Here is a 16,743-nt window from a genome sequence, read left to right as displayed (position 1 = left end):
CAACAAGATCTTATACACTAAAGATACTGATAATCATTATCATTTGTCAACACTAAATACCAAATTCCTTGATGGTTGTGAGCTATTTTGAAGTGTTTTACTAAAAATGAGTCAGATTGTCCACCATTCATGTGAGAGCTTTTCTCATCGTGTACATGCATTACATCGCTTTGCGCATGGTCATTCGTGCCCAACATTTTAATAATGTGTCCGAATTGTGAAAAATAGACCTATATCGCTTCAATTTGTACATGTTTTTCTCCATCGCTTGAACAAAACAAAAATACAGCCCCTACGAATTCTTCGAGGTGGCTGTATTTTGCATGAATCACATATTCAAGTAATCTCGCTCAGAGCTTAGGCTCCGGGACGAGGTTGATGACGGTCGTTCCACTCTGAACACTCACGATGTCTTCCAGATCGATATCGGCCGGAAGCTCTACTTGCTGCCCATAAGGATACAGTCGGTCTGCTTCGGCAACAGTCAGATTTTCCTCTGAAGACGAACCTGCTCCTGTAGACTGAGATGAATCTGAAGGCGTTTCGCCTGCTGCTCCCTCCGCTGTGCCTTTATCCGTGGAGTCCGTAGCTGCGCCAGTCCCCGTATCCGTTCCTGTGCTCCCTGCTGCTGGATCTGAAGTGGTGCCCTCCGTTGTGGCTGAATCTGCCCCCTGCTCGGTTTCTCCGCTCTGCTGAGTGTCATCCGCAGTATGGGTAGAAGAATCCGCGGAGCTTCCTTCAGACGTGCCCTCTGTGCTGTTTCCGGCTGCACCTTCCCCATCCGGCTCCTCGTTACGGTTGAAACTCTCCCATTCTCCCTCAGCATTGAGCTTCTGCGTAGTACCATCTTTCAAGTTCCATTGGAGAGTGTCCGTTTGCAAAGCGTTGCTGTCGGTTTCGTTTCGGTAACGGATAACCAACCGGGCAGGCGTCTGTGTACCGTCGTCCGCTTGGAATGCCGGAACGAGGTAGGCGATCTGATCTGCGAGCTGCACCTCCGGTTCAGCAGGAACAACGGGCTCCTGTGTTGGTGGAGGTGATGCTGCTGGCGTCTCCGCCTTATTCCCCATCAAAGCATACGTACCTCCGGCAATACCAAGAATCAGGATGACGATGACCGACCCTAGAAAAAGGTTTTTCCTTTTACCTGTCAGCATGCGTACCAGCGGAGACGACAACTCTGTTCTGGCGCGGTCGTAGGCAGGCTTCATCGTCTTGCTTGCTCTGGCATAATAGGGCTTGAAAGCTGACTTGGACTTAAAGGCCTCGCGATCGTGGGCCTTGAAATAGGCCACGATTGCATCCGCGTATCCCTTGTGTGCGTTAGAGCCGCGAATAAACAAGCGTTGATTCCCCGACCACTCCATAAATTGATACAACACTTCTGTACGTCCTGAACTACTGTAGATAAATTCAATAAGGCCTGGATAATCGAGCCTGTTGCTGCCGCTACCACCCCGATAGAAAGCCAGCGGCAGCGCTTCAAACGCAGTCGTACCTGGATGATCTCGAAGCTCCAAGACAAGCCAGCGACGCGTCCAGCGCTGGAGTTCATTACGCTCAGCCAAGGAGAGAACTTCCAGCTCCTCTTCGCTGCGCCCCTCACCGCTTAGCCATGCTCTCGCTGCCAGCATCATGTTTGTACGTGCAGATACATCTGAGCCCTGACGAGCAGCCCAGTCCCGAACCTCGTTTCCATGCAACAAAATATCAATGCTTAACAGCTGTTCACGATTAACCCGCTCCAGATCAAGATCCTGGATCATAAACAAATTAATGACGTAAGCCAGCTTATCGGCAAGTCGGGTTAAATCCTCCTGATATGCCGGTGGTTGGACAGCGGACTCAGGTCCACCTTTCCGGTTAGCGCGGACTGCAGCTCCAGATTGCCCAATCCGGGCGGTAATCCCTGTGTCTACTGAACCTGCGACTGATACACGATCCAATACACTAACCCGCTTAAGTGCCTCATTGGCAGATTGAACAGGGTTGGGCGCTGAGCACAAACGTTCACGCAGCTCGGTTGCAGTCCGTTCCACCAAGAAGCTATTGTGGATGGCAGACGAGTGTGATGTAATCCATCTCTGGATCACTTCCACGACATCGGCAGCAGATTCCGTGCGTTTCAGCTGATTATCCAGATAGGGTTCGAACAACAGCTTGGTCAGTGATTCGTTCGCCAGCACTTTGTCGAAGAAAGCACGGCTTAACAGGCTGTCCCGATCCAGCAAGCCATACAGTTCCTGCACAGCACGGATTCGTTTCTGCGAACGGGCGTTATTAACGCCATAGATGAAATAGTCCACGATTCGAGACTGTACGACTGACGCAGCGACCCGGAAATACTCTCCGATGCGTGCAGCAACCGAGTCCTCAGGCACATTCTCCCGTTTTACACTGTCCAGCTCACGACTGAGCAATGTAAGGAACAACTCGTTCAAACGTGCACGTTGCCTCGCTCCGCCTTCGGGTTTCAAGTAGGTGAGCAAGCCACTCAGGACATCGCTTTTGTTATTCAGGTATATATCTTCTCTGCCTTGCTCCAGACGATAGAACATCGAAAGTTCCCCGTATGCTTCAATGGAGAGTTCTCGTCCCGGTTCCATCCCGAACAGCATCTCATCCGCAAAAGCATAAAATGGATCGGCAGCCGCTGGCTCATGCAGCAGAGACCAGGCAAATTCCGCGTAAGGAAGCTTTGCCACAGATGCATCTGCATGGGTAACTCTGCCCGATACCAGATCAAAGGTGAAATCCTTCTCCGTATTCCGGTCCTTCGGACGCAGAGTGCCTCGCTCCACAAATTGGAGGTGGATGCCTTTCTTCGCCTGCGGCTCCTTGGCAAATGTCATGAAGCCAAGCTGCCGCCGGAACGCGTAAGGCAGCGCCGTAAACAACAAACGCAGCAACCCCTTGGCTCCGGCTGTAACTTCTTCAGCGGGCACATCCAGCGCAATATATACCTTCCGACGTGTCGCTACAGCCTGCATGACGGCGTAGAGCAGACGTTTGAACACCACTTCGTCCATTTTCAAAGCGCCAAGGATCTGGCTTGGAGATGAACCTGGGCCGAAGTCACCAGCCGGGCTTGTGCCGAAGCCCGAGCCTGTCCCCCTGGCAGACCCCTGTCCCACTCCAGCTGTACGCGGCAATTCAGTAAGCGCAGGCAGTACTGTTCCTTGCTCGATGTCATATGACGTGGCGAACACAGCATCCAGCCAGCCGCCCTGCTTCATTTGCTCTTCCGAGCGTTCGGGAGACAAGACATAGTTATGAGCGAAAAAAGCACTGCGCAGCCCGGTAAAATCAGCGGACTGGTACACATTTTGCCCAAGGATCGTCTCCCCGCTCTCCAGGTGAAGCAGATGAATGGACGGTGGGAACTTCGTTTCATCCTTCTCACTCCGGCCCGTCAGTTCTGCTGGAGCGTCATAGACGCAGTAGGGATGAAGCACTTTTTTGATAAAGAAGGGTCCAGTCCCGGCGATGCGGCAACCGTATCGAACCCCTCCGTTGTGCGAAACACCCCGCGCCGCTCTCTGGTGTACATCTGCTGTTCAATCGGCGGGGTTATGGAAGAACGCATCATCCCACTCTCCCCTCAATGTACTTCAGCTTGTAAAGCAGCCAGAGGAATGGCTCATCGACACGGATTGGACTGACCACACCTTGCAGCTTCATATCCACCGGATTGCTTCCCAGCGCAGATACCGCAAAGTAAGCCGTATCCTTAAAGTACACATCCATCGTGCCTTTGAACGGACGGTCCACCTTCTCGATAAACCGTCGGATCTCCCCGTCGATATTCTCGAATTCGGTCAGGTCGAACCAGTCGCGGTGCACCATGTTGCGGAACACATTACTGTTGGATTTGATGTAATCACCCTCTTCATCCTTGAGGGAATGCAGCATGTCGCTTTTGGTCAGTACAACGGCAGTTGGAATATTCGTCTTGGCTTTGTCCTGGTAAGCGATAAAGTCACCGAACATCGTCAGCACCACATCACGCGGCTCATCGTATCTTGGCGTCCACTCGCCTGGCTCATTGCCGAGGTTGATGCGGATCTTGTCCCGGATGGAACGAATCTGGAGCGGGTCCACCATGAACAGAATGCCTGCCGAGTTCTTGATATGCTGCCCGTGGAGTCCCAGATAGTCCTGCTCCACCATACCTTCACCAGCAACGTCAAAGAACACCAGTGTCAGCGGAGCTTTATCTTCATCCTTGAATACAAACTGGAAAATAAACGGCTCCTGCAGCTTCTCCTTCTGCGTGGAATCCAGCAGATCGCCCCGCTCGAACAGCGGTTCTTCATAATCCGCACGGAACCGGCGACTAATCTCCGCATTCAGCGGCATGCAGGCCGCATCAAAGTGATCTGCAGTGTAATGCTGCAATGTATGAATCAATGAAGTCATGTAGACGGATTTTCCCACCTGTGATGCACCTATAATGGAAATGATATTGCTTGGTGCTTTGCCTGCCGTGACAGGCAGCTCGTTATGGCACTGTGGACACAGCCGACGCCGCGTAACAACACCATACCGATCGTTCAGTCCCATCACAATGTTATCCGAATAGATGCGATGTTCCTCAGGTACATCATGCGGAGCCAGTACGGCCTCCATATCAAACACCGTATCCAGTCCAAACCGTTCGCGATACCGATTCAGCTTCGCATCTTCCCCAAGTGCGTAGTCCTCATCGTCGTCGCGATGATGCGCAGCCCGGAACACAACCTCCTCCGGTGAAAACTTGCTGAAGCAATACGGACATACGATATCGTAAAACAACGGCCGCTCCTCCGGCTGCTGTCGTTTCAAAAACCGACTAAAAAAGCTCATAGCCACTCCCCTCCCCTGATCAGTTAGACAAAGTTGATTTACACTCGCATTACGATGGCAGAGTAACCTTCCAATCGCTGTTATCCCCAGATTTTTTTGATTCCTAACTATCTAATCTGATATAAGCCTATAGGCGGATCCATACTTTGGTCCGTCCGTGAAGAACAATCTCACGTAATCGTCCTTGGCTACCTCGACGGGTGGCATCTCATTTCTTCCGGGAGCAAAATCACTCACAAAAGGGTACACCGTGCCATCTTCCTTGTTCAACGGAACCCCGCCTTGCTTGCGGACATAACAGAGCGCTTCCTTCGGAACAGGTGCTTCGGCCGTGATGGTCATCAGCACACTTTTTCGTTTCTGAAAAAAACCGCTCTTGTACCGGATGGAAAAGCGAATATCCGCCTTGCCTGCGCTTGCAATCACCGTGTTGTCCCCATCACGCTGACGCACGAGAACTGGCCCATCTTCCTCCATCTGACAGCCATACACCGTGTACCGGATGGCACCAAAACCCGTGATGCGATCCATATATCCATTACTCGCCTTGTATTCTTCTTTCGTGTATAGCTTCAGCTTGCCCTGAGCAGCCTCTTCCCCGGTACGATCATCGCTCATCATATCGAGCTCCAGCCGTTCAACATATACAGCTTCCACACGATCTGGCCAGAGCCAGCGAAGTGTACACTGGCTCTCGTCCACTGCAAGTGTCAGTCTGCGAATCAGGGGCGCTGAAGGTTCTGCATCCGTAAAACGCATCTATCGTCTACCTCCAGACGTTAAAATCCTTTGCTGCGCGTATCTCTTCCCCGCTGACCGAATCCTTCCGCCGAATTGGCTCCTGCACCAGCCTCGCGGCGCCCACGAGTCTTCCGCGGTGTATTCTCCTTGATTGGAATGATCCAGGTGAACAGGGTTAACACAGCAGATAAGATGAGCATCGCTCCGAATCTTACAAATGCATCACCAACCGCTGATCCGTCCAGACCCCATTCAAGCAGGAGTCCTGCCAATAGACCGGATACGGCACCACCTATACCGAAGCTGACCGCCAAATGGCGGTTATCGAATACCAGCCCAAGCGATATGCCCAGCGCTACGCCAATCAGAAGCAGGGCAGCCACTCGGAAAATAGCCAGATACGTACTGTGCTCCATCATGCCTGTACGTTCGGTCACCAGTGTACGTTCATCGATCGTATCGTAAATTTGCTGAAATGCGAGATTAAGGCCCCCGGAATTCGGTACATCATAGTACGTACCACCCGTCTGCTGTGCAATATGACGCAGCAAATCGGTTCCAGAAGGGTCTACCAGACTCAGACCCACCGTATTGACGGCAATCTGTTCATTTGCATACTCAGACAAAATGCCGGATGTGTCTACATCACTAAATCCATCGGATAGCAGGATCGCCACCGTACCGCGTTTCGAGTCCTGCTTGCCCTTAATCTGCTCCATCGCTTCGCGCAGCACTGCATCGAAATTGGTGCCGCCGGAGGTCGTCACGATGCCGTCAATCTTGCTGTATACCTCATTTTTGGCCGCTTCACTGTCCATCTGAATGAACGGCTGCAGCAGCTGCGGCTGATCATCAAAGGTAATCACAGCTACCTGTTTATCGCTCTCCATTTGGCTGATCAGTGTTTTGGCTGCTTCAAAGCGGCCGTTATCCGGGTCCGTATCACTCATACTGCCTGAATTATCGATCATCAGTATAATATCTTTGACTTGCTTTGCACCGCCCGGGTTAATCTGATACAGCAATTGCAGGGCTAGTCCGACGACAAAAAGTAGTGCCAGCGTTGCCGGAACAAGCAGTTTCCAGGACAGCCCCAAATATCTTAGCTTCCAGGAAGCTCCGTTCAGCTTTGGCGAGATCATTTCTGCGAGTAAGCAGAACAATCCCACGCTAAGCGCCAGCACGCCAAAGTATAATCCCATCAACAATAGACGAGGCATTTCTCCAAGCCACTGACGCAGCATGATTTCTCCAGCCGCAAAGCCCACAGCTCCGCCAATGAGGCTGAACAGGACCAGGAGAAGATTGATTTTTCGCTGCATGTTTGCATGCATCCTTTCCAAACCAGCCAAGAGTAGGCTGAATTAATACAAGATGGGCAATCAAAAATGAACGACTCCGTATCCCAAGCGGAAAACAGATCGACGTTGAGCCATGAAGGAACAATGAAAATTAAACTTGCCCGCCCTCATAGTTCAACCCCATCTGTACCTCCCTTCCGTCCATAAGAGACACGGCCTTATGTTTTAGCGCATGGTTGACAGCTTCTCGGCCAGATCGGAGGGATGCAGCTCATAACCATTCTCCGTATACGAATCGTAATACACCCGGCCGTTACGATACACCATCAGGTCTTCCAGATGGAAGCCTCCCATCAGATTCAGCTTCTCCACACCACTGCTTCGTTCTTCGTATACCACACCCAGTTTATAAATACGTGACGTCTCTTCGGCATGCGCCGCGTAGTCCATGAAGGCACTATGGTGATCACCAAAGAAATATTTTTCTTCATAACGATGTTCCTGCGTATAGTCGAATACCCTTACCCGAACGACCGCCTGCTCCTCCAGTGTACGGTACAATCTGCGGAACAGATCATCACGGGTCAGTACGTTTTTGTCGCCATAGGTAATGGTAACATTCGCCCGTAGCAGCAGCTCTTCTTCAAAAGGTACCCGGAGCGGATCTGCTGTAAGCAGCATGGCATGACATACTTCCATCAGACGTTGCAGGAGTCGCTCGTTTCCTTCCGTAGCAAGCCGGTTCATATCCCCCATATAGCGGTCTTCGAACCAAACATCCCGTCCGCGCTTTGCCTCCAAATCGGCGATCAGCGCTTCCGTCACTTTGCCGTAGTATTCCATTACGTTCTGCCCGATGTACTCATCGGCTGCGGCGATGCTCTCTAGAGCGGTCTCACGCATGGTACGTTCCAGCGCTGCCAGTGTCTCCGTTACCTTCTGACTGAACGTATGCAGATGCTCCATCTCTGTGTCGTAGACACGAAGCAGCTGCAATTCATTCTCCAGACGCAGCAATTCAACCTTGGGTACATACACGCGCTCCAGCAAACAATCGATCAGGTTGCGCACATTTTGTTTGTCACGGAACAATGCCCGTTTGAACGACTGATCCTCTACCCGCTCCTGCTGCCGCTGCTCAAGCAAAGAACGTGCGGATTCAAGCTGCACCGATTTATCCCGGATCAGTCCAAGCAAGGCCTCACGCACACTGCCGAACCCGTTGTCACTCCAGGCGGCCCACTGAAAATAGCCAATCTCGGGATGCTCCGTCCGTGAATGCTCGGCTTGGCGACGAAGCGAGCCTTCTGTGCTGCGCTGACGCACTCGTTCCTCGGCAAGACGGACCACGTTATCACGGAAGTACGCCTCTGCCCCATGGCCGAACAGCGCTCTCTCCGCTTCACGCAGTGAGAGCGGCTTTAGTTCCGTGAAGCTGACGTTATGCGTCATAATGCCGCTCATGCCGCTAACCAGGTCCTCATCGGGAAGAATACCTTCCACTTTACGCTCTACCGAAGCCCCGTCCAGTCCAAAGAAGACAAGCTTGTCCTTGATGCTCCACTCGGGTTCCTGCCGCATCCGTTCAAGCAGATAACGATATAGGTGATACAACACCGCAAGTGCAATCGGTTTGTTCGGCCGTCTGATCTCGGCAAAACCTGCACTAGCATAACCATGCTGATCCGAAGTGGTACGAATATTGTTTTTGAACGATGTATTGTTATAGGTGTTGGCTCCAGTGCTTGAAACGGCACCGGAGCTATCAGGCTCCTGCTTCCGGTTCTTGAGCAGACAGATTCGGCAAATGATCTCGGCATTTTCGATCCACCCGCCAGGTACGCCGGTTCCCCGCTCGTTTTTGTCTGACAAAATATATACGAGATCGAACAATGGCGATGCAGGATGCACGACCGGAATAGAGATACCGTCCTCTGTAACCAGCAGATTACCGCTGAACGTATAGTCCAGCCCTTGCATGTAATCCAGTTCCCGCAAAAAAGCGAGTCCTGCTGCACTTGCATATCCAAAGGAATCGACCTGCTCCATCTCGCTGACCAGCACATGCAGATCGGTCTGTACCGATTTGAAGGATTGACCCAATATCGTTTCGGTCAGCTTGGTAAGCTCCGGTAACAACACATTTAATGGATCGTCTGCCCGAGTCACGACCGTCACGTAGATCCGATCGAATGATGAATACAAACGTCCGTATTCAGCAATACGATTACTCACCCGTCGCAAGGTGCGATTCAGACCATAGAGAGCCTGATCTGAATCGTGAAAACTGCGATGTACATCCTTACGAAGTGTCTTGGAAGGTCGCCCGGTCTGTGCCCCGGATATCGGAAGCACGTGGCGGGTCACCTGACCGTCATCGAACGTGCTGCGATCCATAGCTTCAGCCGGACGATGCCCAACTGGATAGGATGATTGACGGTCATCGCTATGTTCACGGTGGTCAAGCTGACCACCGTTATCATTATCATGCTTCATTCGTCCGCTGCTGTCATGGTTCCGATGACGGTCATCATCCTGATCTTCCGTCCCAATCTGTACGTACACTACGCCTTCTCCGTTATCCCATTTCAGCCGGTTGATCTCCTGAACAGCAGATACTGCCGGAGCGACCTGATCACCCACGAACAGGAACAGAGCAGGGTAATGGATACTGCTGCGACCATCACCCAGACTGCCCTGGCGTTCCTGCTCTGTTGCATACTGGGCTGCATACTTCTCCAGATTACGCTTCAGGGCATTGTTCGAGCTGAACTCCATCCCGGCCGCCATCTTACTTCAGCCTTCTGCGAATGTCATTCAGTTTCGATGACATCGTTCTGTAGAACTGGTAGATGTCTTCCCCGTTCGCCAATTCCACTCGCTCGTATTCCAGGCGATCACGGGATTCCATGAACAATGCAGCCAGATCATCCACCTTGCTAAGCAGTGGCGTGATATCTTCGGAAGCGGTCAGGTCGTTATCACGACGGGAAGCTTTGCGAAGCAATGTGCTGCGATCCTTCTCCGCCAGTCCACGGAAGTTGCCAAACACTTCATATTCAGCAAAGTTGCGGCTCTTCATCAGGTTTGCGAACGGCTCCCATGCGTCTTCTTCCGGATCACGGTCATAGACATACAGCGCGCCCTTTTTCACGATGGTATCCGTGTAGAGTGCTTCGATGAAGCGGTCATACCACTGCTCCTCGTCCTGGTGCTGGGCGAGAATGCCTTCCAGTTCGGCGACTTTGGCCGAGATGGCGTTCATCTTCGCCAGCTCTTCACGTACCCGGGCGATTAGCTGCGGGGAACGTACCAGGTTTTCTTTGGCCATATCTTCATTAATACTTCCGAAAATGTCCTTCACCGACACCCGTGGCAATCCTTCGGATTGCAGACGTTTCAGTTCCATAACTGCACGCTTCACTTCACCCAGGTTCGGCGTAGTAGACGTCAGGCGCATGTCGTAGGCACCCAGCTTTGCGGACAGATCGAACGGTTCGGTCGTAACAACGGCGTAACGGTTGCTTGTATTTTCGTCAATCGTTTTGGCCGTAACAATCCTGTATCCAATCGCCTGCTCGAATTCCGTACGCACACGGGCATTGTATTGCTTCACCCGAGCGTTCTCGTACACATCACCCCATGACTTTTCAGGGATCGGAGATGGCAGATAGGTCCAGTTATTCTTCTCGGTTTGCACCAGATGGCGGCCGATGCCTTCTTTGTCCAAAATGGTACGTTCATAGCTCTCCTCATAGACTTTAAGCGGCGTGTACACAAACAGGGGTACCCCGTTGCGAGTGTTCAGCCAGAAGATCCGGTTGCGCACTTCACTTTCCTTGACGGTAAAATGGGATTTGCCCACCGCATTGTTCTGATAGTTGCGAATCCCTCTCAGAATGCCCGGCGCCTGTGCTGGCACCGATACGAATCCCCAAGATGGGAAATGCAGACTGCCTGTGCTGTTGCTCAGATTGAACACCGGAACGGCCTCATCATCCAGTTTGCCTGCAATGAAGCGTTCCACGAATTTCTCGACCGACTCGTCCTGTCCATACTTGATAACCAGGAAGTCTTCCATCGAGCGGGTAATCAGATCGCCGAATTTTTCAGTCAGGAAATCAGAGATGGAGCTGACGATATCGATCTCATTTTCCTTCACCCACTGGCTGGAGTTCTCCAGCAATTCACGCGAGAAGTCGCGAATCAGGTCATCCGTATCGCGCTTGTCCAGCAGTCCATCTACCACACTGACGATATCCGGTACACTTACAACGTTCCAATAGTACGTCTTGTTGCCTTTGTGATCGGACTGTTCTTCGCCGCGTGTGAGAATATCCCCGTTTTTGGAGAAAATCGAGCTGAGCGCGTTCAGCGTTTCGGTAAATACATTATAAATGCGACTGTTTTCCTGATTCAGCAATTCGTACAAATCCTCGTAGAACTCGATCATCTGATCATTGCGTTCCACATCGGCGTGCAGCCAGTACTCATGAATTTTTGCTTCAATATAAGCATTCTTCTTCTTCTCTTTGGAAACAAAAGCACTCTTCGCATCGCCGAGTTTCTCTTCGGACTGCTCCTGAGCGGCCTCAATATCACGCGGAATGCGGAAAGCATTCTCACGCAGGGTTTCAATGTACGACTGAATCATCTTCAGTACACAGAAGCCTTTTTCCGTGTAGATCAGACGGGACACATAGAACGGACCCTGTTCGGGATGCAAAAACATACGCCGGATCTGTTCGGTGAACTGACCCGCAATCTCACCCGGCAGCTGCTTCTTCGCCTTGATATATTCTTCACGGGCACGAGCCAGGAAGTTCTGCTCCAGTTCGGTGTCCATGTTTACCACCTGTGATTTCACTACATTGCCATAGGACAGACGCTCGCTATTCTGGTAACCTGGCAGCGGCTCCGGCACGCGGGCTTCAAAGGACTTGACCACACTTTCGAGATCAATGCCCAGCTTGCGGGCAAACTTCTCGGTATCCTCCTGATTCGGCGCTTTGGAGAACATGGTGCTCATTTTGTCGAACATGCGGTAAGCCAGATAGGTCGTCATCTCTTCAATCGGCAGTACCGCGGAGGATGCACCGATAATGTTGTAATCATAGTTCGCCGGGTAAGCCTTGTTCATCTGCGCAATGTTCGTACGAATGTTGCTAATATAGTCGTGGATGGCGAACTCCTCACCCGACTGCTTTTCCTCACTCGCCATGAAGTTGGTGATGTTCTCGGCGGTGACGTTCATGCAGTAATCGTAGGCGTTTTCCAGCAGTTTGCCTTCCGTATTGGTTGCGGAAATCAGATGACACAGGTTGAACGGCGGCAGCGGTGAATTTACTGTCAGAATATTGCCGTATTTCTGGGAGAAACGTTCTCCCCGGCTATCCACGTTCATCCAGTAATCCAGCTCTTTGAGCGCAGCGTAACCATTCTTGCGGATGTACTCACGAGTGTGTTCACTCAAGCTTTTGTTGGAAAGGTTCACGTCTGGGGTGAACAGATATCCAAGCGTGTTCACGCGGTCAATCCCGGCAGAGCCATGATCGCGTTCGATAATCCCGCGCACGATATAGGAAATATCCAGGAAGCAACCACTGCCCGTACCACCGGAAAGACCTGTCAGCAGGAACACCATCAGTTTTTTGTTGGTGCCTACGGATAAGGTTTTGATCTTTTTGTCGATCGCCTGAACGACCTGGTTAATCTTCGTAAACAGCAGCAAACGTCCAGCCTGACGGACCCCTGCGGCACCGTTCATGCCATCGGTGATGCTCAGCTCCGGAGACAACCAGTCCGTAATATACGGCTCCAATACGCTGCGGTTCTGAAGCAGTCCACCAATCTCGGCATTGGACAGCAATACGAATTCATTAATTGGATCAAGTCCGATGCCCTTATACTTTTTGGCGCGATCCTGTTCGTTCGTTTCAAAAGCAAGAAATTCCACGTTGGACGGTTTGTCCATTTTTTTCTTGGATACCGGGTCCTGTGGCAGCTTGAAGCGTCGGTTAATCTGGTATTTAAGACGCAGCAGCGCATCGATACCTGTTCCTCCAAGGCCGATAATCAGAATCGGGTTATCAATGGTATCGACTCTAATTTTCTCGCTGACAATCCCTCCGCCAAGCGATACATCCAGTTGCTGAATATGTTCTCTAACAATCGGTTTCATTCCAAGTCCTCCCTTTGGTTAACACAGTTGGAACTACAAAATAATTACACTTGCCACTCCGATGACAGAATAACCTTCCGATCGCTGTTATCCCCAGATTTTTTAATTATATTTTACAAAGGTGAAAATCTGGGGATAGCGTATGCTTCCGATGTAGCTTTCTTTCAGAAAGCTTTTAGGCGAACGCTTCCGCTTCTTCAGGTTATTTCTGTCCTCTACGTTCTCGTGTAAATGGTTGGTTCAACTTAAATTGGTATTCATTCTTAGACCAGATACTCAATTAAAATGGTCTTGTCCGCCTGTTGCAGCGGGATGCTCAGTCGGTCACCGTTCTTCAGTTCAACGCCTGAGCTTGCATCAACGGCACGGCCGGATTTCTCCAACGTTCCGCCTGCGGTATTACGGATTATAATTCGATCCCCATTGCTGGGTGTAAATACATATTTTTCGGTTTCCTTCAATTCAGGGTCCAGCTGTAACAGCTGATGCAAATGAAATCTGCCCCGGAAGGAGGCCAGCTTTTTATATTGCGGATACGACTTGTCCCCTGTGTTTTCATCCCGAATTTCAATAACCATCTGCCCAACAAATCCGCGGTTTTTGCGTTTTAGCCAGCCCATGAGGAACCAGCCTCCAACAGCTACAACGACCAGGGCAATCACGCCAAGAATAACGGGTAACCATGGGAACGGTTTATCCTGTTCGCCAGCAGAAGTCGTAGGTTGATTTCCGCTTCCGGCTGCTCCACCCGCGTTGATCGTGATTGGAGCACTTTCCCGGTAGAAGCTGTCCTCTTCTGCACGGATAACAAGCTCATAGTTATGGTTGTCCGGCACTTCAAACGTTCCGGCGAACCCGGTGCCCGTGTTTTCTAGCGGTTGTTCCGCACTTTTGCCTGTATCCAGATCGTTTACGACCAGTGCCGCCTTCATATCGGCATACAGATCATTATCCTGCAGCGGTTGTCCCCATTCTCCAGCTTGGCTGTCAGATCGACTTTGTCGCCCTTCGTATAGGACTTGGTCTTAATTGGGTCCACGACGAGCTGGAGATCATAGTTGAACAACAGGTTGATATCGATGCTGTCTTTGGGAGCCCCTTTTACCCGAAGTTTCCAGTCGCCTTCCTGGGGTTTAAGCAGCTTCACCAAGGAATAACTCTTCGAAGTCGAGAGCTTGGCTGCATCCGAATTCAGATCCACGGCTTTGCCGGAAGGATCGGTTAATTCGATCTGCACTTGTTTTGAAGACATGATCGAAATATTCGCTTCCAGTACACTGTCGTTCGGTACGTTCACGGTAACTTCCTGATAACTGCCGTTTCCTGTAATGGAGGGTAGCTTCACCACATTCAGCTTGGCATGATCCGCAAAAATTTCACTCAGAATCTGCGGCAGGTCATCCGGCGTATCCGTTATGAAGGACTTGCCTCCGGTCTGCTGAGACAAATCTGCAAGTGCATCCTTGTTCAGTTTACCGTCTGCGTTCAGTCCAATCGTATAAACGGGAATCCCTTGATCCTTTGCTTCCTTGACGGCCTTTGCCAGATCCGCATCGGACTGAGCCTGAGTGCGGCCTTTGGTTTTGTTAAAATCATTGTTGCCGTCAGCCAGCAGCACGATCATTGGCGAGTGAGACTTGTCAGCTCCATGGTTCAGTACATTCACCGCTTCAGCCACTCCGACAGAAATATCGGTATAGGGCCCTCGGCCCAGCTGATCAATAAAATCTTTCAGGCTGCTCTTGTCCGCATCGGACTGTATCTCCAGCAATGCCTTTTCCCGCTCCACCTGATCGGTGTAAGCAACAATCCCTACCTTGTCCCCCTGGACCGGCAGCATATCAATAAACATTTTCATGGCTTCATTGCTGATCTTGTCACGGTCACTTGTATTCATTGAATTACTTACATCGGCTACAAGTACCGCATCGATTCCACTTGTCTGTGCCTGAGCCGCTGCAGCATGTGGCAGCAACGCCTGAGGTAGCAGCAGCGTTAGAATTGCCAGCAGAACCAGAGTTCCGCTGAGCCAGCGTATTTTGCTTGTCCGCAGCATTAGGTGTACTCCTTCACGTTTGAGATTAAAATGGGAATAGTTTATTATAGGCGTCAAGCCTTAAGGAAATCTTAACAGTCTACTAATAAATTCTGAAAAGCACCCCTATCTTCAGTTACAGTTTTGTAATGACTGACAAAAATCGACGTTCTCACGTCTTAATCTGTCACTAAAGTTCCAACTATGGAAATATGATATAGTTATTGCCAGTAAACTGCAATATAACGACGCTTGATCCGTAAACATTATCGTTTATAAAATGAATATAAGCATCACACGTTAACGGAGAGGGCAGAAAGGTTGTACTGCCATCGAATTGACTCGGGTGTGCAAACAATAGTTCATCTTATAATATAAGCAAAATGATCAAGCCATAGAAAGGAACGGATTATGGTTACATACGGATGCCTCGCCATATTGTTTCTTTTTGTCATGATAAAGGGAATTGCGTTCCTGCTTCATCGGCGCAAACCCGTTTCCCGGGAAGATGCAGATCGAACCCTCTACACTATTCTGAATGGCGAGCGTGATTGAGCATGAGTTCTAAACAAGTTGTATCCATCAGGCCTTTTATAAGAACGACGCATGCTTTTCAAAAGTTGCGTGTCTGCAAGCGGTGCGGACAGTATACCTGTCTTTGGGAGGACCAGTGTACCGCCTGTGGGCGGGGCACACTCACCTCAGCCGAAGAACGCGCCGCTTCCCGCGTGAAACGTCGAATTGTACGCGACCTGTTCATTACAGTAATTCTTGGTGCGGCTGCTACTTATTTCGGCGAAACGATTGATCAGACCATGGCAGCGGCCAGCGTCTCCCTGCTGCTCCTCGCTGGACTGATCTTCATGCAAAAGCGATCTTTCCAGATCGAACAGCAGCGAGAATTCAAACGAATGCTTCGTCAGGATGAGGAGGCGATTCGTCAGGGCATTAACCGGAATTGGGCCCTTGTCGCAGAAGCGCGCAAGCAGGATGAAGCGCTCGCCTACGAAATGCTCAGGGAGATCGGCTCACTCGTCTACAACGACCGGATTCGTCTGCAGCAGGTTGCGTTGCTGCAATCCTTCGTGCTGCGCAGCGATATGGACCTGCAGCTCAAGCCTCTGCTGCTGCGCAGCTTCGAGCGGCTGCTCGCTGAATATATCGGTGAAATCGCACGGCTGAAGCCGGAATTAATTCGCGAGGATGCGATCCGGTATATCGCCACATACGAGGTTAATATTTTGCAGCTGCACAACGGCATTCAGATCCTGACGGCTGTCGCCGCCGCGGCTGTACGTAAAAGTAAATATATTGAGTTGTTCCCTAGTCTTATTACCCGCTACGCCCGCTTTATGCCCAAAGATCGTTTCATGCGACTCTATCAAACTCTGGAATTGTATCCGGGTAAGGCACGCGGTGGTCTGGCGGAATCAGTGGGTCGGGTGTATAACGAGAAATATCGGGATTCTTACGCAGATGCTCGTGTGTAAAGCTGTTAAATATGGACTCGAAACGTAAATTAGTGCAAACTCAATCCCTGTATATAGACGACCTGAAATTCGTTCACCCCTGCATGCGTAATGGAATTACGCGTGACATCGTATCATTTTTATCATATAAGCTTCGACGAAAAAACACCC

At 50.7% G+C, this 16,743-nt stretch carries 8 protein-coding genes and 1 pseudogene; 1 reads left to right on the top strand and 8 read right to left on the bottom strand.

Annotated features, from left to right (window positions below; translation table 11 throughout):
- Positions 1–350: 350 nt before the first annotated feature.
- The 8 genes and pseudogenes from ACTWJ7_RS04615 to ACTWJ7_RS04580 form a co-directional block, all read right to left on the bottom strand.
- Complete coding sequence (locus tag ACTWJ7_RS04615; RefSeq protein WP_443146341.1) at positions 351–3,488, bottom strand: GAP1-N2 domain-containing protein; 3,138 nt, start codon at positions 3,486–3,488, stop codon at positions 351–353.
- On the bottom strand, positions 3,413–3,589 hold the full coding sequence (locus tag ACTWJ7_RS04610; RefSeq protein ID WP_443145163.1) for a GAP1-N2 domain-containing protein: 177 nt from the start codon (positions 3,587–3,589) through the stop codon (positions 3,413–3,415). Before ACTWJ7_RS04610 ends, ACTWJ7_RS04615 begins: the two co-directional genes overlap by 76 nt.
- Positions 3,586–4,845, bottom strand: a complete 1,260-nt coding sequence (locus tag ACTWJ7_RS04605) for a TRAFAC clade GTPase domain-containing protein (RefSeq protein WP_024632789.1) — start codon at positions 4,843–4,845, stop codon at positions 3,586–3,588. Before ACTWJ7_RS04605 ends, ACTWJ7_RS04610 begins: the two co-directional genes overlap by 4 nt.
- A 111-nt stretch (positions 4,846–4,956) precedes the next feature.
- A complete protein-coding gene (locus ACTWJ7_RS04600; RefSeq protein ID WP_301880275.1) occupies positions 4,957–5,604 on the bottom strand; it encodes a beta-mannanase in 648 nt (215 codons plus the stop codon).
- 20 nt (positions 5,605–5,624) lie between these two features.
- Positions 5,625–6,908 (bottom strand): vWA domain-containing protein, encoded by a 1,284-nt coding sequence (locus ACTWJ7_RS04595; protein WP_079347761.1) that lies wholly within the window; start codon positions 6,906–6,908, stop codon positions 5,625–5,627.
- 204 nt (positions 6,909–7,112) lie between these two features.
- Positions 7,113–9,677 carry a transcription initiation factor TFIID gene (locus ACTWJ7_RS04590; protein WP_301880276.1) on the bottom strand — a complete coding sequence of 855 codons (2,565 nt, stop codon included), beginning with the start codon at positions 9,675–9,677 and terminating at the stop codon, positions 7,113–7,115.
- A 1-nt stretch (position 9,678) separates the two neighbouring features.
- Positions 9,679–13,068 carry a tubulin-like doman-containing protein gene (locus ACTWJ7_RS04585; protein ID WP_301880277.1) on the bottom strand — a complete coding sequence of 1,130 codons (3,390 nt, stop codon included), beginning with the start codon at positions 13,066–13,068 and terminating at the stop codon, positions 9,679–9,681.
- Positions 13,069–13,331: 263 nt separating this feature from the next.
- Positions 13,332–15,124: pseudogene (locus ACTWJ7_RS04580) on the bottom strand (vWA domain-containing protein).
- A gap of 536 nt (positions 15,125–15,660) precedes the next feature.
- Between ACTWJ7_RS04580 and ACTWJ7_RS04575 the strand changes: the two are divergent.
- The gene (locus tag ACTWJ7_RS04575) at positions 15,661–16,593 is read left to right on the top strand and encodes a hypothetical protein (protein ID WP_301880279.1); all 933 of its coding nucleotides are present in this window, start codon (positions 15,661–15,663) and stop codon (positions 16,591–16,593) included.
- Positions 16,594–16,743: the final 150 nt, after the last annotated feature.

Source organism: Paenibacillus sp. 1A_MP2 (assembly GCF_052244825.1).
Taxonomy (GTDB): domain Bacteria; phylum Bacillota; class Bacilli; order Paenibacillales; family Paenibacillaceae; genus Paenibacillus; species Paenibacillus vandeheii.
This window is presented reverse-complemented; position numbering and strand designations above follow the sequence as displayed.

Excerpts from the sequence above, each read along its gene's own strand:
- ACTWJ7_RS04585 (WP_301880277.1), bottom strand. The coding sequence starts at position 13,068 with ATGAAACCGATTGTTAGAGAACATATTCAGCAACTGGATGTATCGCTT.
- ACTWJ7_RS04595 (WP_079347761.1), bottom strand. The coding sequence starts at position 6,908 with ATGCAGCGAAAAATCAATCTTCTCCTGGTCCTGTTCAGCCTCATTGGC.
- ACTWJ7_RS04590 (WP_301880276.1), bottom strand. The coding sequence starts at position 9,677 with ATGGCGGCCGGGATGGAGTTCAGCTCGAACAATGCCCTGAAGCGTAAT.
- ACTWJ7_RS04610 (WP_443145163.1), bottom strand. The coding sequence starts at position 3,589 with ATGATGCGTTCTTCCATAACCCCGCCGATTGAACAGCAGATGTACACC.
- ACTWJ7_RS04575 (WP_301880279.1), top strand. The coding sequence starts at position 15,661 with ATGAGTTCTAAACAAGTTGTATCCATCAGGCCTTTTATAAGAACGACG.
- ACTWJ7_RS04600 (WP_301880275.1), bottom strand. The coding sequence starts at position 5,604 with ATGCGTTTTACGGATGCAGAACCTTCAGCGCCCCTGATTCGCAGACTG.
- ACTWJ7_RS04605 (WP_024632789.1), bottom strand. The coding sequence starts at position 4,845 with ATGAGCTTTTTTAGTCGGTTTTTGAAACGACAGCAGCCGGAGGAGCGG.